Annotated in this window: 13 protein-coding genes; 7 read left to right on the top strand and 6 right to left on the bottom strand. The window is 66.3% G+C overall.

Annotated features, from left to right (window positions below):
- Positions 1 to 21: 21 nt before the first annotated feature.
- The gene (gene bioA, locus ACLD02_RS16995; RefSeq protein ID WP_410299252.1) at positions 22 to 1,326 is read left to right on the top strand and encodes an adenosylmethionine--8-amino-7-oxononanoate transaminase; all 1,305 of its coding nucleotides are present in this window, start codon (positions 22 to 24) and stop codon (positions 1,324 to 1,326) included.
- On the opposite strand, the gene ACLD02_RS16990 is transcribed toward bioA, so the two are convergent.
- The 6 genes from ACLD02_RS16990 to ACLD02_RS16965 form a co-directional block, all read right to left on the bottom strand.
- Complete coding sequence (locus ACLD02_RS16990; RefSeq protein ID WP_203101520.1) at positions 1,286 to 2,365, bottom strand: saccharopine dehydrogenase family protein; 1,080 nt, start codon at positions 2,363 to 2,365, stop codon at positions 1,286 to 1,288. The genes bioA and ACLD02_RS16990 overlap by 41 nt on opposite strands.
- 162 nt (positions 2,366 to 2,527) lie before the next feature.
- Complete coding sequence (locus ACLD02_RS16985; RefSeq protein WP_410299251.1) at positions 2,528 to 2,962, bottom strand: hypothetical protein; 435 nt, start codon at positions 2,960 to 2,962, stop codon at positions 2,528 to 2,530.
- Between the two features lie 238 nt (positions 2,963 to 3,200).
- Entirely contained in the window at positions 3,201 to 4,655 is a 1,455-nt protein-coding gene (locus tag ACLD02_RS16980) for a sodium:solute symporter family protein (RefSeq protein WP_203101516.1), read from the bottom strand.
- A 2-nt stretch (positions 4,656 to 4,657) separates the two neighbouring features.
- On the bottom strand, positions 4,658 to 4,837 hold the full coding sequence (locus ACLD02_RS16975) for a hypothetical protein (RefSeq protein WP_203101514.1): 180 nt from the start codon (positions 4,835 to 4,837) through the stop codon (positions 4,658 to 4,660).
- 41 nt (positions 4,838 to 4,878) lie between these two features.
- The gene (locus ACLD02_RS16970) at positions 4,879 to 7,596 is read right to left on the bottom strand and encodes a c-type cytochrome (protein ID WP_410299250.1); all 2,718 of its coding nucleotides are present in this window, start codon (positions 7,594 to 7,596) and stop codon (positions 4,879 to 4,881) included.
- Positions 7,593 to 8,099: a (2Fe-2S)-binding protein gene (locus ACLD02_RS16965; protein ID WP_203101510.1), complete on the bottom strand. Its 507-nt coding sequence runs from the start codon at positions 8,097 to 8,099 to the stop codon at positions 7,593 to 7,595. The genes ACLD02_RS16970 and ACLD02_RS16965 overlap by 4 nt, the downstream gene beginning before the upstream one ends.
- Before the next feature lie 353 nt (positions 8,100 to 8,452).
- Here ACLD02_RS16965 and ACLD02_RS16960 point away from each other — a divergent pair, with 353 nt between their 5' ends.
- The 6 genes from ACLD02_RS16960 to ACLD02_RS16935 all read left to right on the top strand — a co-directional run bounded on the left by ACLD02_RS16960 (position 8,453) and on the right by ACLD02_RS16935 (position 17,896).
- Entirely contained in the window at positions 8,453 to 10,720 is a 2,268-nt protein-coding gene (locus tag ACLD02_RS16960; RefSeq protein WP_410299249.1) for a molybdopterin cofactor-binding domain-containing protein, read from the top strand.
- On the top strand, positions 10,717 to 11,313 hold the full coding sequence (locus tag ACLD02_RS16955) for an NTP transferase domain-containing protein (RefSeq protein WP_410299248.1): 597 nt from the start codon (positions 10,717 to 10,719) through the stop codon (positions 11,311 to 11,313). Before ACLD02_RS16960 ends, ACLD02_RS16955 begins: the two co-directional genes overlap by 4 nt.
- 91 nt (positions 11,314 to 11,404) lie before the next feature.
- Complete coding sequence (locus ACLD02_RS16950; protein WP_410299247.1) at positions 11,405 to 12,490, top strand: efflux RND transporter periplasmic adaptor subunit; 1,086 nt, start codon at positions 11,405 to 11,407, stop codon at positions 12,488 to 12,490.
- A 6-nt stretch (positions 12,491 to 12,496) separates the two neighbouring features.
- On the top strand, positions 12,497 to 15,634 hold the full coding sequence (locus ACLD02_RS16945; protein ID WP_410299246.1) for an efflux RND transporter permease subunit: 3,138 nt from the start codon (positions 12,497 to 12,499) through the stop codon (positions 15,632 to 15,634).
- 292 nt (positions 15,635 to 15,926) lie between these two features.
- Positions 15,927 to 17,093, top strand: coding sequence for an FAD-dependent monooxygenase (locus ACLD02_RS16940; protein ID WP_238400863.1), 1,167 nt, complete (start codon positions 15,927 to 15,929; stop codon positions 17,091 to 17,093).
- Positions 17,090 to 17,896, top strand: a complete 807-nt coding sequence (locus ACLD02_RS16935; RefSeq protein WP_203101501.1) for an alpha/beta fold hydrolase — start codon at positions 17,090 to 17,092, stop codon at positions 17,894 to 17,896. Before ACLD02_RS16940 ends, ACLD02_RS16935 begins: the two co-directional genes overlap by 4 nt.
- The last annotated feature ends 111 nt before the right edge of the window (positions 17,897 to 18,007 follow it).

Genomic DNA, 18,007 nt, shown 5'->3' with positions numbered 1-18,007 from the left:
TCTTCCAGCCCTGGACCCGTTATGTCTTCCATCGATCTCGCCTTCGACCGTGATCACCTCTGGCACCCTTACACCTCCACCTCCAAACCGTTGCCGGTGTACCCGGTGGCCCGCGCCCAGGGCGTCCATCTGGAGCTGGAGGACGGGCGGCGGCTGATCGACGGCATGTCGTCCTGGTGGGCGGCGGTGCACGGCTACAACCACCCGCGCCTCAACCGGGCCGCCAAGGACCAGATCGACAAGATGGCCCACGTCATGTTCGGCGGCCTCACCCATGAGCCGGCGGTGGAACTGGGCAAGCGGCTGGTGGCGCTCACCCCGGAGCCGCTCAGCAAGGTCTTTCTCGCGGACAGCGGCTCGGTATCCGTGGAAGTGGCCATCAAGATGGCGCTGCAATACTGGCTCAGCCAGGGCAGGGCGGAGAAACATCGTCTGATCGCCCTGCGCCACGGCTACCATGGGGATACCTTCGGCGCCATGGCCACCTGCGATCCGGTCAACGGCATGCACCACCTGTTCAACAAGGTGCTGCCCCAGCACCTGTTCGCCGACGCGCCGCGCATCGGCTACCACGATGACTGGGATGATGGTGATCTGGATTCCCTACGCACGCTGCTCGAACAACACGCCGATGAGGTGGCCGCGGTGATCCTCGAGCCCATCGTGCAGGGCGCCGGCGGCATGCGCTTTTATCACCCGGAGTACCTGCGCGGTGCCCGCCGTCTGTGCGACGAACATGGCGTGCTGCTGATCTTCGATGAGATCGCCACCGGCTTTGGCCGTTCCGGGGAACTGTTCGCCCTGGAGCACGCGGGCGTTTGTCCGGATATCCTGTGCCTGGGCAAGGCGCTGACCGGCGGCTACATGACCCTGGCGGCCACATTGTGCAGTGACCGGGTGGCGGCTGGTATCTGCGACGGCGAAGCCGGCGTGCTTATGCACGGCCCTACCTTCATGGGCAACCCGCTGGCCTGCGCGGTCGCCAACGCCAGCATCGATCTGCTGCGCGAAAGTGACTGGCGCGACCGGGTGGCCGGCATCCAGTCGCAGTTGCGCCGGCAACTTGAGCCGCTGCGCGACGCCCCCGGCGTCGCCGATGCGCGCGCTCTTGGCGCGATCGGCGTGCTCGAGCTGGAACAACCCCGGGACGTGGCCGCCACCCAGAAAATGCTGGTGGAGCGGGGCGTCTGGATTCGACCGTTCGGCAAGCTGGTTTACATCATGCCCCCCTACGGCATTGAAGCGGACCAGCTCACCGCGCTTACCGACGCCATGGCGGCGGTGGTTAGCCTATCACCAGCTCCCCGGACTCCGGCAAGCGACTGACGAGATCCGCGCCCACCAGTTTAGAGGGCGTATAGGCACCGCCGGCATGCGGTTGCGCCAGCAGATGTTCGATCACCGCCAGTGAACCGGTGATGGTAAGGCTGTAGCCGTTGGCCGTGCGGATGCGGGCGGTTTTCTTTTCGCCTCGGGCATTGCGCGCCTCGCCCCACACGAAGGTAGGCATGCTTGCCCGTTTTTCCTCGTCCGGGCCCTTCACGGTCTTCTCGATACGCGCCTTGATCAATCGCTGCACCCATTTGAAGCCCAGCACCGGACGGATGTAGTTGGCCCGTTTGGCGCCCGAAATCATCCGCGGAGAGCCGGGGATGAACACCTCGATATTGGCGATGCCCGTGCTGTGGTAGGCGGTGGACACGTCGCCCCAGGGAATGGTCATCGCTTCCTTTTCACCATCGCCGAAGTCAATGCGGCGCACCTGGTAGGCGAGGGGAACGGTTACGATGTGGCCGTCCCGGCGCACCTTGCCGCCCTGGGCCAGCCCCTCCACGGAAGTCTTGGCGGTACCCGGCGAAAAGCCGGAGCGGGAATCGAAGCCCAGCGCCAGATGCGTGGCGTCGGGCAGGGCGGCTTTCAGCGATGCCGCCACGCAATCCGTGGGAATCACGTCGAAACCGACACCAGGGCAGAGCACCACGCCGGCGGAACGGGCCTTGTCGTTCAGCGACTGGGCCAGTTCGAACACGGCGATCTCACCGGTGATGTCCAGATAGTGGGCGCGCGCCGCCAGACAGGCCATCATCATCGGCTCCGCGGTGGCGGAAAACGGCCCGGCGCAGTTCAGCACCAGTGAACAGCCCTCGATCTCCCCGGTGGCTCGCGCCACGTTATCCAGCCCGAACACTCGTGCCTCCAAACCCAGCTCCCCGGCCAGCGCCTCCACCTTGCCGGCGCTGCGTCCCGCCAGAACCGGGCGGTGACCCCGGCGGGCCGCTTCCCGGGCAATCAGCTCGCCGGTATAGCCATTGGCGCCATAGATCATCCACGGCGCTTGCGCCGAATCGTTATTCTGCTCACTCATGGTGTCACTCCTGACTCCGGATTCAGTGCGTCTCTTTCAAAGGGCGGGGCCCGCCAGCCAAAGCTGCCAGTGTTTGAGCACCTTGTAGTTGGCCGGCACGCCGAACATCTCCGCCACGCATTCGCCATATCGTGTATTTAACATAATATACATTATACGCACTCAGGCGGATTTCTTCTCTGAGTCAGGGGCGGCCCGTTGCCGGCCTCGATGCCACAGGAAGCACGCTTTCATGGCCTGGTACAGCATCACCGCGAACATCAGCCGGATCACCTCCACCAGCACGCCCGCGAAGTTTCCGAACCGGATCAGCGATTCCAGCCACAGCGCCAGGAACAGTAACAATAAGGCGACCGCCGCCACGCGGCTTCGCCGGTACACGCCATACGCCAGGCCCGCGCACGATAACGCCGCGAGCAGATTGATCACAAACCCAATGCCGTCGCCCATGGCCAGCCTGACTACGGCGCCGACCAGCAACACCAAGGCGCTGATCGCGCCGACCACCCAGCCGTTGTGGATGCCATGGGCCAAGGTCCGTGAGTTGTCGGTCTCGACCTCCGCGGCTTCCCCCGCGCAGTACGGCCACTTCTTCATGTTGATTTCTCCCCCGAAAAAACGAAACCGTCCTTTTTAATGCAATAAGATGCATTTTCAAGAAACGGTCGTCGTTTTTGCGATCAGGGTCGAAACCTATACTCAATCTGGCGCGGCTGCAGGAGGATTGGTGCCCGCCCTCCCCTGGCCACCCTCTTTTTTACCCGAATCGCCGGTAAGCCGGGCAAAAAAAAGGCGCGCCAGGCGGCGCGCCACAAGGGGTTGCTCGGTTGGTGTTTCAGTATTTCTTGCTGGCGTCCACGAACTCGTCGGCCCGCTGGGTCGGCGCGCTGGTCGCCAGGCTGACGCCAATGTACAGGGCCGTGGAGACGATGATGCCCCAAATGCCGGCGGGCAGGCCGAACAGGCTGTTGCCGGTGGCGTACATGATCAGCACGAACACGCCGGTACCGACCACGCTGACGAACGCGCCCGCGCCGGTACCACGCTTCCAGTAGAAAGCACCGATGATCGCCGGCACCACCGCCACCAGGCCGGAGGAAGCGGCCACGGACAGCACCGCGATGAGATCGAGCTGCAGCTCGGCGAAACCCAGGGCCAGCAGCGCGATGATCGGGATCACGACCTTACCCACCCACAGCTGCTTGCTGTCGTCGCTGCCGGGTTTGACGTTGGCGTACACGTCCCGGGCCAGCATGGAAGACAGCGTCAGCATGATGGAGTCGATGGTGGAGACGGCGGCGGCCATGATGCCGATCAGAACGATGGCGCCCAGCACCGGGGGCACGAATTCAGAGCCCAGCAGCGTGGCGGTGGCCAGGTCGGCCTTGGCCAGATCCGGGAAGGCGGCCAGGGCGGAGAAACCCCACAGTACGGAGACCAGGGTGTAAACCAGGCCAAAGCCGAGGAAGCCAAGCAGCATGCGGCGCATGGCGTGCAGAGACGACGGCATGTACAGGCGCTGGCTAACCTGCGGGTTGGAGAGGCTGAAGAAGAACCAGGGAATGGTCAGCCCCAGGAAGGTGACGAAGCTGAACAGGCCCGGCCCGGGCACCACCAGGCTTTGCGGTTTTTTCTCGGCGAGGGTATCGAACAGTGCGTGGAAGCCGCCAAGCCCCTGGATCACCAGCCAGGCCACCAGGGTGGAGGCGATGATCATCATGATCGCTTGCAGGGAGTCGGTCCACATCACCGAGCGGATGCCCGCGACATAGGAGAAGAAGATCGCCACGGCGGTGGCCAGGACCACGCCGGTGGTGAACGGGATGGCACCATCGGTGGCGCCCTGCAGCAGGTAGCCAACGCCGGCCAGTTGCACGGCGGCGTAGGGAATCAGGAACACACAGCTTGAAACCGCCACGGCCACGGACACTTTTTTGTCGTTGTAACGGTGGCCCAGCATTTCACTGGGGGTCACATAGCCGAATTTCTTGCCCACGGCCCAGAATTTGGGACCGAAGATGGCCACCAGGGACACCCCGGCGAAATAGACGATTTCAAAGCCCAGGGCACCCACCCCGCCTTTGTAGGTAAGGCCCGCCAGGCCCACCATCATGAAGGCGCTGTAGGTGGTGGCGCTGTAGCTCATGGCGGAAACGAAACCGCCCATTTTACGGTCACCCAGGAAGTACCCGGACATGTTGACCATTTTGCCCTGCCGGGCCAGTACCGCGATGGCGATGGCGACCACCAGGTAGATCGCCACCGACCACCAGATCATCGATTCGGTCATGTTCAGTGCCCCTCGAAATCCTTGGTGATAATGAAGTTGACGACGATCACGGCGACGCCGGCCAGGGTCCAGAACAGGAAGCTCCCGTACCAGGCGTGCACGTCACTGAGTACCGTGTAAGGCACCACGTAACAGAGCACGACCACGGCCCAGATGAGCCAGATCCACTTGCTTCGTTGCATTTCCCACCTCGTATGCTTTGGTTGATTAGCGAAGTACGCTTTTATGGTTGTTGGTTGTGCTCCCTGCGTATCTCGGCGACGGTCCTTCCGACGTCTTTCCAGGGCGTTTCTCCCGGTGCGAAACGCGCCCGCAAGTAATGCACCAGATCGCTGACCTGGCGGTTGCTCAAACTGTGTGAAAAGGCCGGCATCGAGCCGGCGGCGGCGACGCCCTGGATATGTACGCCACCCAGAATGGATTGAATGACGTTATCCGGGCGCTCGCTGTGCAAATTGGTGTTCAGCGCCAGCGACTGCTGGGCGCCGGTGAAGCTGGAAGCGGCACCGTCGGCGTGGCAGGAGGCACAGGCGCCGTCGAACACGCGCTGGCCGGCTTCCAGGCCGACCGGTTCGGCGCTGGCGGCGAGCCGCTTCCGGGCCTGCTGTTGCTGGGCCTCGGTGGCGCTGCGCGGGGCGTCCATTTGCGTGGCTACGTAATGGGCGATGGCGCGCACGTCGGTTTCCGGCAGCTCCGCCAGGCCCGCCACCACCGGCGCCATCGGCCCGCCGGCCACGCCGTGGAAGTCCGAACGTCCGGTACGCAGATACTGGAACAGGGATTCCTCGGTCCAGGCCACCGGCGCGCGGCTGTTGGCGGTCAGCGCCGGCGCTTCCCAGCCATCCACCAGGGCGCCGGCCAGGCGCGCCTGGCCGGTTTTCTCGGCGCCAAACAGGTTGCGCGGTGTGTGGCAGGCTCCGCAGTGCCCTGCCCCCTCGAACAGATAGGCGCCGCGATTCCACTGCGGCGAGCGCGTCGGGTCCGGCTGGAAGGTCCGGTCCCGGTGGAACAGAGTGTTCCAGCCCGCCATCATCGAGCGCACGTTGAACGGGAAGCGCAGGTCGTTGTCCGGCGCCGGCGCGGCCACCGCCGGTTGCGCCATCAGATAGGCGTACAGCGCCTGCATGTCGGCGTCGCTGAGTTTCGCGAAGTCGGTGTAGGGAAACGCCGGATAAAGGTGGCGGCCATCCCGGGAGATGCCCTCGCGCATGGCGCGCTCGAAAGCGGCGTAGGACCAGTTGCCGATGCCGGTATCCGGGTCCGGCGTCAAATTGGTGCTGTAGAGGGTACCGAACGGTGTTTCAAAAGGCCGCCCGCCGACGTTGGTGAGACCCTCTTCCGCGGTATGGCACACCGCGCAATCACCGGCCTCGGCCACCAGCCGGCCACGCTCGATGGTCTCCGCCGAATACAGATTGGTGGCGGGCCGGCTGATCGGCGCCAGGGACGCCCGCCAGGGCCACAGGGTGGCAAGCAAACCGGTGAGCGCCAGGCCCGCGGCCCACCACCAGCGGCGTTTGCCCCGGTCCCGGCGCGCCTGCAGGGAGGCGCGTACCCGTGCCGGCGAAAACGGTGGCGACCGGAAACGCACGCCGGTGGCGTCATACAACGCGTTGGCCACCACCGCCACCGCCGGGCTGAGGTCCACTTCGCCGGTTTCCGCCAGCGGGCCCGCCGGACGCCGCGGCGCCGGTGGCATGGCGGCGGGTTTTACCGGCAGGTGGCGGTCATCGTCACCGCCCCACTCGTCCGCCGGCGGCGCTGTGTCCGGCATGCCCAGCAGTTTTTGTTCCAGGGCGGCGCGCAGCGGTGTGCTGTCCAGCAACGGACCCAGGGGGCCGTCGGCGCCGGCATCCTGTCCGGCCACCAGCCGCGACAGGCGCACGCCGCCGGTCACCGTGTTCACCTCGACGTCGGCGATCCAGGCGCTACGGGTGCCGGAGCCGGCGTCGCCGGATTCCGAGGGGCGGTGGCTGTAGGCCACGCCGCGCCCGCGAACCAGGTCGGCGCGGCCATCGTTGGCGGCGGGTCGATCCCAGGCGGCCTGGCTGGCCACCGATTGCAGCAGTTGCCGGCCACGGGGGTCCTTGATGTGGCGCAGGCGCAGGGCCACCGGGTCCTCGCCGAGGGCGGCGGCGACCTCATCCAGGAATGACTCCTGAACAAAGGTGTATTGCAGCGCCGCCGCGTCCGGATCACGCAGCAGGCCGTCGGTGAGACGGCCCGTAAGCCACAGTGCCAAAGGCGGCACGGAGACGTAACCCAGGTCGTCATCGACCTGGAAGTCGCCGCCGTCGGCGGCGCCGCTGACCCGCAGGCGGCGGGCACGGGCCAGGGCCCGGGCGTCCAGCGCGTAGGGTTCCGGCTCCAGCCGCACCGCCACCGGCTGGCCCACCGCGCGGGCCAGCAGCGCGGCATCGGCGGCGGCGTCATCGCTGCCCTGGCGGCCGACCCGGGCTTCGCCATGGCCGTCCAGGTGAATGCGTGTCGGATCGGTCTCCAGCAAACAGGCCAGTTCCCGGCGTAGCCGGTCGGTGTCCGCCACCGGACCGTCCACGCGCACCGCGCCTTGCGGGTTGCAGTCGGCGATCACCCAGTCCGGCTCGATGCCCCAACCCAGCCGCCCGGGCCACTCATAGCCACGCTGCAAACGGTCGGAGGCCGGGGCCGGCGGGGTGCCGCGTTGGTCTCCGGCGAGCGTCGACCAGCGCAGCCGCAACCGGTTGGTGGCGCGGCGGGCGGCCTCCGGCGTCGGCGCCACCACGCCAACGAAATTGCCATCGGTGACCACGGTGACGTCATCGTCCAGGCCGTCCCGGTTGACGTCCAGCAATTGCGAACAAACGAAGGCGCGGGCATCCAGGCGATACACGGGGGGCCGGACCACCCGCCCATAGGCCAGCGGCTGATCACCGTCACGTGACCGTGGCAGGCGGCTCATGCGTCGCCCTCCTGGTCCAGACCCGCCGCGCGGCAGGCGGCGGCAAGAATTTCCTGGTGAGTGCCGCAGCGGCACAGGTTGTGATCCAGGGCGCGAACCAGGGCCTCACGGCTGGGTGCCGGGTTCTCGTTGAGCAAGGCCCGCACGCTCATGATCATACCGTTCAGACAGTACCCGCATTGCGCGCCCTGCTCATCAATAAAGGCCTGTTGCACCGGGTCCAACCGGTCGCCGTCGGCCAGGCCTTCCAGGGTGGTGACGCTGTGGCCTTCCACGGCACCGGCGGGCAGCACGCAGGCACGCGCCGCGCGACCGTCCACCAGCACCATGCAGGCGCCGCACTCGCCCAAGCCGCAGCCGAACTTGGGACCGTTCAGGGACAGATCGTTGCGCAGCACATACAACAATGGCGTGGACGGCGCCACATCGAGGCACCGGTCCTCACCGTTGACGGTAAGCCGGAGTTCCCGGTCCTGGGACCGGTCACTGTTTGTAGCGGGCATGCGTATGCTCTCTCCGACGTCGCACCGTTCAAGTGCGCGACGGTATTTATTCGTTACTTTATGGGGCACACACTCTTTTTTGGTGCTGATTTAGAATGTGTGCACCCTTGTTGGGCAGAGGCGTGGGGATTGTTTCCAAATCGGAATTCCGCCCCTCAAAGCCGGTAAAATAGCTTTAAATAGAATCAAATGTGATGTCAACAAGGCCGTACAGAATAGCAGGAAATTCTTTGCCTTCATTTCCTTGACCCTCGGATAAATGGTGTATACGTTTTTTCTCCAGAAAATTCCCGGGGTCCGCGCCAGCCACGCCCCTTGCCCGCGTCCGTACACCGCGTGATGATTTGAAGCCTATGCCAACCAACGCCCTGCCAACCCGCGACGCCCTGCTCCACCAGCCCGATGTGCTGGTGGTGTTTCGCGACCCGCAACCGACGCCCAAGCCGGCGCCGGGCCAACCCGGCACGCACTCGGATTTCGTGCCCACGGAGCCGGAGCTGTTCATCGCCGTGCTGGCCGATGGCCGGGTACTGGGCTTCAACGGCCACGTGGATCTGGGCACCGGCATCCGCACCGCGCTCGGCCAGATCGTGGCCGAGGAGTTGGAAGTGCCGTTCGAGGCCGTGACCATGGTGCTCGGCCACCCCTCCGAGGTTCCCAACCAGGGCCCCACCATCGCCAGTGCCAGCATTCAGATCACCGCCCAGCCGCTACGTATCGCCGCGGCCCAGGCCCGTGAACGGCTGCGGACCCTGGCGGCGGCGCGCCTGGAGGTGCCGGTGGACCGGCTAGTGATAGCCGAGGGCACCGTGCACGACCGTGAAGATCCGGCTCGCCGGGTCGATTACGGCGGCCTGCTGGCGGGCCGCCGCGAGGCCCTCAAGCTGGCCGCCGAGGCACCGCTGAAGCCACGCGCCGACTACCGGCTGGTGGGCCGACCGGCGGCGCGGGTGGATATCCCCGCCAAGGCCCGGGGTGAACTGACCTTCGTTCACGATGTGCGCGTGCCCGGCATGCTGCACGGGCGCGTGGTGCGCCCGCCCTACCACGGCCTGGATCGCGGTGAATTCGTGGGCAACAGTCTGATCGAAGTGGATCGGGACTCCGTGGCCGGTCTGCCCGGCTTGGTGGAGGTGGTGGTGATGGGCGACTTCGTCGGCGTGGTCGCGGAGCGGGAGGAGCAGGCGATCCAGGCCGCCCGCCAGCTGCGGGTGCGCTGGCGCGAGCCGGATCCGGCGGCGCTGCCGGCACTGAACGGTGCCGAGGATCTGGAAGCCGCCCTGCGCGCGCTACCCGCCCAGCGCCGCCCGCTGCTCGACGATGAGGACATCGACCCGCCCGCCGGCGCCACCACCCTGCGACGCACCTATGTCTGGCCCTACCAGTTGCATGGTTCCATCGGCCCGTCCTGCTCGGTGGCCGAATATGGCGAGCAGGGTCTGACGGTATGGTCCGGCACCCAGAATCCGCACAGCCTGCGCGCCGATCTGGCCCGCCTGCTGGAGCTGGATGAAGGTATTATCGAGATCCGGCGCCTGGAAGCCTCCGGCTGCTATGGCCGCAACTGCGCCGACGACGTGGGGGCCGACGCGGCACTGCTGAGCCGTGCCGTGGGCCGGCCGGTGCGCGTGCAGCTGTCCCGCGAGGAGGAACACCTGTGGGAGCCAAAGGGCGCCGCGCAAGTCATGGACGTGGAAGGTGAACAGGCCGCCGACGGCGCCCCCGCCAGCTACCGTTTCCTGACCCGCTACCCATCCGACAACGCACCCACCCTGGCGCTGCGCCTGACCGGCAAGGCGGCGGCCTCGGAGACACCTTTCCAGATGGGCGACCGCACCGCCGTGCCGCCCTACGCCTATCCAGCCCGGCACATCGCCTGCGACGACGTACCAACGCTGATCCGCGCCGCCTGGCTGCGCGGCGTTTCGGCGCTGCCCAACACCTTCGCCCATGAGAGCTACATCGACGAACTGGCGGAACGGGCCGGCGAGGACCCGTTGGCCTACCGGCTCCGCTACCTGGACGATGAACGGGCCCGGGCGGTGCTGAGCGGTGCCGCCGAGCGCGCCGGCTGGCAACCCCGGCAACGGCGCGCCCCGGCGCCGGACGCGGACGGCTGGCTGCACGGCCGCGGGCTGGCCTATGCCCGCTATGTGCACAGCAAGTTCCCGGGTTTCGGCGCCGCGTTGGCGGCCTGGGTGGCCTTCCTCAAGGTGCATCCGGACAGCGGCGAGATCCGCGTGCAACGGCTGGTGGTGTCCCAGGACGCCGGCCTGATGATCAACCCCGCCGGGGTACGCCATCAGGTTCACGGCAACATCATCCAGATGCTGGGCCGCACCCTGAAGGAGAGCGTGCCGTTCGAGGACGGTCGCCCGGCGGCCCGGGAATGGGGCGGTTACCCGCTGCTGCGGTTCTCCGAGCTGCCGGACATCGATCTGCTGCTGCTGGAGCCGCCCGAGACCCCGCCTCTGGGCGTGGGCGAATCCACCGCCCTGCCCGCCGCGCCGGCCATCGCCAATGCTCTGTTCGACGCCACCGGGGTGCGTTTCCGGCGTCCGCCCTTCACCGCGGATCGGGTGCGCGCCACCCTGGCCGCCGGCGCCCGGGAAGCGGTGTGACCGATAGCGGCGCCGATCCGTGCCAGGCCCTGGCGGTGGTCGCCGCCGCCGGTCGGGCACGCCGCTTTGGCGCCGATAAACGGCGCGTACCACTCGCCGATGGCCGCCCCTTGATCACCACCACCCTGGACCGGGCGCGGACCTTCTTCGACCGCGTGGCCGTGGTGATCCGCATTGACGACGACCCCGCCGAGCTGGGGCTGGGTGATGCACGGGTGCTGCGCGCGCCCCGTGCCGACCGGGGCCTGGGAGCCAGCATCGGCGATGCCTTCACCGCCCTGCTCGCCAGCGATGATCCCGCCACGGTGACGGCCCTGTGGCTCGGCGACATGCCCTGGGTCAGCGACGCCACCGTTCAGGCCCTGCTCGCCCGGGCCGGCGCCACGCGCATCGTGCGCCCGCTCCTGGACGGCGTGCCGGGTTTCCCGGTGTTGTTTGGCCGCGCCTTCTGGCCCGAGCTCGCTGCCCGGGCCGATGGCGACGGCGCTCGGGACCTGATCGCCCGCCATCGTGAGTCGTTGATCGAGCTGCCGGTGAGCGACCCCGGCGTGCTCCGCGATGTGGATCGCCCTGGTGACCTCCCCCACGCCTGACCCCGGCAACCCTCTTGCTTGATCCGGGTCCACCGACTTGGCCTAATGCCACTCCGTAACTGATAACCGGAATCATTAACAGGGGTAGCGGATGGTTAGCGGAACCCGCCCGTGGTGGGCGTTGGTGGTATTGCTCTGGACCGGGGGCGCATCCGCCGCCGAGCCGGTGACCCTGGCCGAGGTGCGCGCCGAGCATCGCGAGGAACACCTGCCACTCACCGGCACCATCACCGCCCGTCGTGGCGCGCTGCTGTCCACCGCCGTGGCCGGCCAGGTTACCGGGCTGAAGGTGGAACCGGGCGACAGCGTGGCCCGGGGGGACGTGCTCCTGGAGCTGGACGCGGAACTCAACCGGCTGGCCCGTGACAGCGCCCGGGCCGCCGCCGAGGAGGCCCGGGCGGCCCGTGACGATGCCCGCCGCCGGCTCAACGAGGCGAGCACCTTGGCGGCAAGGCGCAGCATCGCCGCCACCGAGGTGCGCGGCCTGGAATCGGAGTTGGAAATGGCCGAGGCCGCCCTGGCCGCGGCGCGGGTGGAGCAGCGCCGCCAGGAGGCCCTGCTGCGCCGCCATACCCTCACCGCGCCGTTCGACGGCGTGATCAGCGGCAAGCTCACCGAGGTCGGCGAATGGGTGACGCCGGGCACCGCCGTGCTGGAGCTGGTCAATCTGCAGGAGCTGCGCGCCGATTTCGCGGTGCCTCAGGAGTACTTCCCCCGCCTCGATAAGGACAACGTGCTGACCGTACGTCTGGGCGGAGACGCCGGCCCGGCCCACGATGCCCGCATCACCGCCATCGTGCCGGTCAACGACCCGGATTCCCGCACCTTTCTGTTGCGCGCCCGGGTCACCGAGCCGCCGCCGATGACGCCCGGCATGTCGGCCCGCGCCACCCTGGTGCTGCGCGGCGACACCGCCAGCCTGGCGATACCCCGGGACGCCCTGGTGCGCTATCCGGACGGCCGCGTCACCGTGTGGGTGGCCGAGTCTCGGGATGGCAAGCTGCTGGCCCGCGAGCAGCGCCTGCGCGTGGGGCCGGGCCTGGACGACCGGGTCACCGTGCTGGAGGGCCTGAGCGCCGGCGACCGGGTAGTGGTACGCGGCAACGAGAGCCTCAGCGACGGTCGTGAGTTACGGATTCACCCATCGGGTCCGTCCGACCGACCGGCCCCGGAGTAACCGCCCGTGTTCGAGAAGATCGTCCGTAACGGGACCTTGATGACCGTGGTGGTGCTGATCATCACCCTGCTGGGTATTCTCGCGGCACTGCGTATCCCGGTGCAGATGATTCCCGACCTGGAGGTGCGCACCATCACGGTGCAGACCCGCTGGCCCGGCGCCACGCCTCAGGATGTGGAAAAGGAAATCCTCATCGAGCAGGAAGAATATCTGCGCAACGTACCGAACCTGCGACGACTCACCGCCACCGCCTACAGTGGCGAGGCGGAAATCGAGTTGGAATTTCCATTTGGCGTGGACATCACCGAAACGCTGATCCGCGTCAACAACGCCCTCAGCCAGGTGCCGGACTACCCGGACAACGTGGACCAGCCGCGTATTCTGTCCACGTCCTTCTCCGCCAATGCCTTCATGTACTTCTGGGTGGCCCCCCAGTCCGGTAATCCCAAGGACCTGGATCTGGACATGATGCGCGACTTCATCGACGACAATGTGCGTACCCGCATGGAAAGCGTCGAGGGGGTCTCCCAGGTGGAGTTGCGCGGCGGCGCCGAACGCCAGGTACGTGTGCTGCTGGACCCGCAACGGCTGGCGGAGCGCGGGCTCACGGTGATGGACGTGCGCGACGCCCTGCGCCAGCGCAACAGGGATGTGTCCGGCGGCGAGGTGGACAGCGGCAAACGCCGTTACCTGCTGCGCACCGTGGGTCGCTTCGACCAGGTGCCGGCGTTGCTTGATCTGGTGCTCACGCGCCGTGGCGACGGCGTGATCCGCCTGCGCGATGTGGCCGAGGTGGAACTGGACCACTTCCCGGTGCGCGGCCTGTCGCGGGTCAATGGCGACCCGGTGATCACCCTGGCGGTGCGTCGGGAGAGCGGCGCCAACGTCATCGACATCAAGTACGCCATGTTCGATCAGGTGGCGTTGATTGAACAGGAGGTGCTGGAACCGGCGGGCCTGCGCATGGGCCTGATCTCCGACGACGTGCGTTATGTGGAAGCCTCGGTACGCAATGTCTGGATCAACCTGGCGATCGGCGCGCTGTTCGCCACCCTGGTGATGTTCCTGTTCCTGCGCTCGGTGCGGGTTACCGCCCTGGGCGTAATCGGCATTCCAATCTGTACCATCGCCGCTTTCCTCGGCCTGTTGCTGGCCGGGCGCACCATCAACGTGATCTCCCTGGCCGGGGTGGCGTTCGCCATCGGCATGACTCTGGACAATTCCATCGTCGTGCTGGAGAGCATCGAGATCGAGCGGCGCCGGGGGCTGGACCGGTTCCGGGCCTCCGTGGAGGGTATCCGCAAGGTGTGGCCCGCGGTGTTCGCCTCCACCCTGACCACGGTGCTGGTATTCCTGCCGGTGGTATTCATCACCCAGGAAGCGGGCCAGCTCTATTCCGATATCGCCATCGCCGTGGCGGCCTCGATCCTGGTGTCGATGCTGGTGGCGATGACGGTAATACCGACCCTGGCGGCGCGGCTGGATTTCGCTGCCGTGTTCGATCATCAGCGCCAGGAAAGCCGCTGGTTGGGCCGTCTGCACGGCCTGTCCCGCTGGCTGAGCGCCAGCGCCGGGCGGCGCGCGGTGGTGATCGCCACCACCCTGCTCGGTGGCACCCTGGTGATCGTGCTGCTCACACCGCCGGCGGAGTACCTGCCCGAAGGGGAAGAAGCCAAGACCTTCGCCTCCATGAACGCGCCACCGGGCTACAATCTCGAGGCCATGACCGGGATCGGCGATCAGGTCCAGGCCCATTTCCTGCCGTTGGTGGACGCCGACCCGGCCGCCTGGGAAGCCGGTGAACTGCCGGCGCCACCGGTGCGCTACCTGAACCTGTATGTGGACGCCCAGGGCCTGCGGGTGATCGCCGAGCCGGTGGACCCGGGCCACATGGAACCCCTGATGGACGCGCTTACCGCTTTCTATGAGCAATACCCGGGCATGCGCGCCTTCGCCGCCCGGGGGTCGATCATCTCCAGCAACGACGGCGGCACCCGCAGCGTCAACCTGGACATCGCCGGCAGCGACCTGGCGACCCTGTTCCAGGTGGCCCGGGCCGCCTACCGGCGCGCCGGGCAGGTGTTCGACAACCCGCGCATTCAGACCCAGCCCGGCAGCTTGTCCCTGGCCCAGCCGCTGCTGGAAGTACGGCCGGACTGGGAACGGGCCGCGGAAGTGGGCCTCAGTGCCCAGGACCTGGGCTTCACCGTGGCGGCGCTTACCGATGGCGCCTACCTGGACGAATTCTTCCTCGGCGATGACAAGGTGGATATCTACGCCTACGGCAACCGGGGCGTGACGCCACGCCTGGCCGCCCTGCCCGGCCTGCCGGTGCAAACACCCCAGGGCACCAGCGTGCCTCTGTCTTCCCTGGCTCGCCTGGAGGAAACCGTGGATACCAGTACCGTGCGCCGGGTCAATGGTCGCCGCACGGTGACACTGAACATCATTCCCCCCAGGGAGGTGGCACTGGAAACCGGTGTGCGTCTGGTGCGCGAGGACGTAATCGGCGCGCTGCGCGCCGAGGGCCTCATCCCGCCGCAGATCAGCGTCGACATTTCCGGGGCCAGCGATCAATTGGACGCCACCCGTGAGGCGTTGACCGGCAACTATGTGGTGGCCCTGCTGTTGATCTACCTGCTGCTGGTGGCGATCTTCACCCACTGGGGCTATCCGCTGCTGATCATGACCACCATTCCGGTCGGCATCGCCAGCGGTATTCTCGGCCTGGCCCTGCTTAACGGCGCCGGAGCCCTGCTGCCGGCGCTGGGCCTGCCCGGGTTCAATCAACCGTTCGACATGATCTCCATGCTTGGCTTTCTGATCCTGATGGGCACGGTGGTCAACAATCCAATCCTGATTGTCCATGAGGCGCTCACCAACCGGCGCCAGGGGCTGCCCGTGGCGGAGGCGGTGAGCGAAGCGGTAAGCAGCCGCCTCAGACCCATCGCCATGACCACCATCACCACGGTGTGCGGCCTGGCCCCCTTGGTTCTTATCCCGGGCGAGGGCACCGAGCTTTACCGTGGCGTGGGCGCCATCGTGCTGTTCGGGCTGCTTGGTACCGCCCTGGTGACCGTGACCTTCCTGCCGGCACTCACCGCCAGCGTGCTGTCGCTGGGCAAAACGCCGGCCCGCCCCTGATTCCACCCCGCCCCGAACCGGTGCGGGGCGCCGCGCCTTTCCTGTTTATGGTGCATGCACTGTTTTATTTCAAAATCAGCGTGTACGCACCATAAAGGGGCCCTGCTTGAGGGTCTCGCTCCAAACCCTTTATTTCTCGGGGTCCAAGCGGCCGTTAACGCCTTTTTCCTGCTTGTCAACGAACAGATGCTGAAATAATGACCGGGAGCAAAAAGAGGGTTGACCCCCAAATAAATGGTGTATACGTTGTTTCTAGTTGTCCAACACCATGAATCGTCAGGAGGGTCTGATTTTGACTACCACCAAGCCTAATATCGCCGTGATTGGCGCCGGACTGGGGGGCGCCGCCGCCGCCGCGCTGCTGCAGAAAGCCGGCTACCCTACCCAGGTTTACGAGCAGGCACCGGAATTCTCCCGCCTGGGCGCGGGTATCCACCTGGGTCCGAACGCCATGAAAGTGATGCGTCGGATCGGCATCGAGGACCAGCTGGAGCGCATGGGTTCCCATCCCAGCCACTGGTTCAGCCGCGATGGCGAAACCGGTGAGTACCTGTCACGCATCCCCCTGGGCGACTTCGCCAAGGAAGAATACGGCGCCGCTTACATCACCGTGCACCGTGGCGATCTGCACGCTCTGATGGTGGATCAGCTCGATCAGGACCGCCTGCACTTCGGCAAGCGTCTGGAAAAAGTGGATGATCAGGGCGATCAGGTGGTGATGACCTTCGCCGACGGCAGCGAAGCCACCGCCGACCTGGTGATTGGCGCCGACGGCGTGAATTCCGTGATCCGCGAGCATCTGCTGGGTGAGGAAGCACCGATCTACAGCGGCTGGGTGGCGCACCGGGCGATCATCTCCGCGGAAAAACTCAAGGCCTACGACCTGGACTTCGAAGCCTGCGTGAAGTGGTGGTCCGAGGACCGGCACATGATGGTTTACTACGTCACCGGCGACCAGAAGGAATACTACTACGTGACCGGTGTTCCGGAGCCCGACTGGAATCACGGCACCTCCTTCGTGGACAGTTCCCGCGAAGAAATGCGCGCCGCCTTCAAGAACTACGGCCCGGAAGTTCAAGCTCTCATCGATTGTACCGATAAAGTCACCAAGTGGCCGTTGCTTGAACGCAACCCGCTGCCGCTGTGGCACGATAACCGCCTGGTTCTGCTTGGCGATGCCGCTCACCCGATGAAGCCCCATATGGCCCAGGGCGCGGTGATGGCCATCGAGGATGCCGCCATGCTGGTTCGCTGCATGGAAACCACCGGCGCCGAGAACTACGCCGACGCCTTCGAGCTGTACCGTACCAACCGCTTCGAACGTGCTTCCCGCGTGCAGCAGGTGTCCCACGACAATACCTGGTTGCGTCAGAACGAGGACCCGGCCTGGGTATTCGGTCACGACGTTTACGAAGTCCCCCTGAAAGACCCCAAAACGGAGGTCGAGGAGCAAGCATGAGCAGCACCCGACTCTACGGCGCCAACGTTAACGCCAACGGCATTCGCCAGCATTACCTGCGTTACGGCGGCAAAGGCCAGCCGCTGATTCTGATCCCGGGCATCACCAGCCCGGCGATCACCTGGGAATTCGTGGCTGAACGCCTGGGGCGGAATTTCGACACCTATGTTCTGGACGTGCGCGGTCGCGGCCTGTCGTCCACCGGCCCGGATCTCGACTATGGCACCGACGCCTGCGCCGATGACGTGGTTGCCTTCGCCGAGGCCCTGGGCATTGAAGATTACGTGCTGGCCGGTCATTCCATGGGGGCGCGGTTCGCGCTGCGCGCCGTGACCCGAGGCGCCAAGGGCGTCGCCAAACTGGTGCTGATCGACCCGCCGGTGTCCGGCCCGGGCCGCCGCGAGTACCCGAGCAAACTGCCCTGGTACGTGGATTCCATCAACGACTGCACCGAAGGTGCCGGCCTGGAAACCATGCGCAAGTACTGCCCGACCTGGACCGAGGAGCAACTGCTGCTGCGTGCCGAGTGGCTGCACACCTGCTACCTGCCGGCAATCGTGAAAAGCTTCGAGGAATTCCACGAGGTGGATATTCATCAGGATTTCCCGAAGGTTCAGGTGCCGACCCTGCTGATGTGCGCCGGCAAAGGTGGCGTGATCCAGGAAGAGGACAAGGAAGAGATCAAACAACTGCTGCCATCCGTGCGCATCGAAACGGTGCCGGATGCCGGCCATATGATTCCCTGGGACGATTTTGAAGGTTTCTTCCAGGGCTTTGGTGACTTTCTGGGAGCGCGGCCTTGAGCCGCCTCCTTGAGGAGAGAAGCATGACGCGACCCTATCGAATTGGCCAGATCGTTCCGAGCTCCAACATCACCATGGAGACCGAGATCCCGGCCATGCTCACCGCCCGGC

This window comes from Alloalcanivorax sp. C16-2 (assembly GCF_046507615.1).
Taxonomy (GTDB): domain Bacteria; phylum Pseudomonadota; class Gammaproteobacteria; order Pseudomonadales; family Alcanivoracaceae; genus Alloalcanivorax; species Alloalcanivorax marinus_A.
This window is presented reverse-complemented; position numbering and strand designations above follow the sequence as displayed.

Bases quoted from the DNA above. Each gene is read 5' to 3' on its own strand.
- bioA (WP_410299252.1), top strand. From the start codon at position 22: ATGTCTTCCATCGATCTCGCCTTCGACCGTGATCACCTCTGGCACCCT.
- ACLD02_RS16990 (WP_203101520.1), bottom strand. From the start codon at position 2,365: ATGAGTGAGCAGAATAACGATTCGGCGCAAGCGCCGTGGATGATCTAT.
- ACLD02_RS16985 (WP_410299251.1), bottom strand. From the start codon at position 2,962: ATGAAGAAGTGGCCGTACTGCGCGGGGGAAGCCGCGGAGGTCGAGACC.
- ACLD02_RS16980 (WP_203101516.1), bottom strand. From the start codon at position 4,655: ATGACCGAATCGATGATCTGGTGGTCGGTGGCGATCTACCTGGTGGTC.
- ACLD02_RS16975 (WP_203101514.1), bottom strand. From the start codon at position 4,837: ATGCAACGAAGCAAGTGGATCTGGCTCATCTGGGCCGTGGTCGTGCTC.
- ACLD02_RS16970 (WP_410299250.1), bottom strand. From the start codon at position 7,596: ATGAGCCGCCTGCCACGGTCACGTGACGGTGATCAGCCGCTGGCCTAT.
- ACLD02_RS16965 (WP_203101510.1), bottom strand. From the start codon at position 8,099: ATGCCCGCTACAAACAGTGACCGGTCCCAGGACCGGGAACTCCGGCTT.
- ACLD02_RS16960 (WP_410299249.1), top strand. From the start codon at position 8,453: ATGCCAACCAACGCCCTGCCAACCCGCGACGCCCTGCTCCACCAGCCC.
- ACLD02_RS16950 (WP_410299247.1), top strand. From the start codon at position 11,405: ATGGTTAGCGGAACCCGCCCGTGGTGGGCGTTGGTGGTATTGCTCTGG.
- ACLD02_RS16935 (WP_203101501.1), top strand. From the start codon at position 17,090: ATGAGCAGCACCCGACTCTACGGCGCCAACGTTAACGCCAACGGCATT.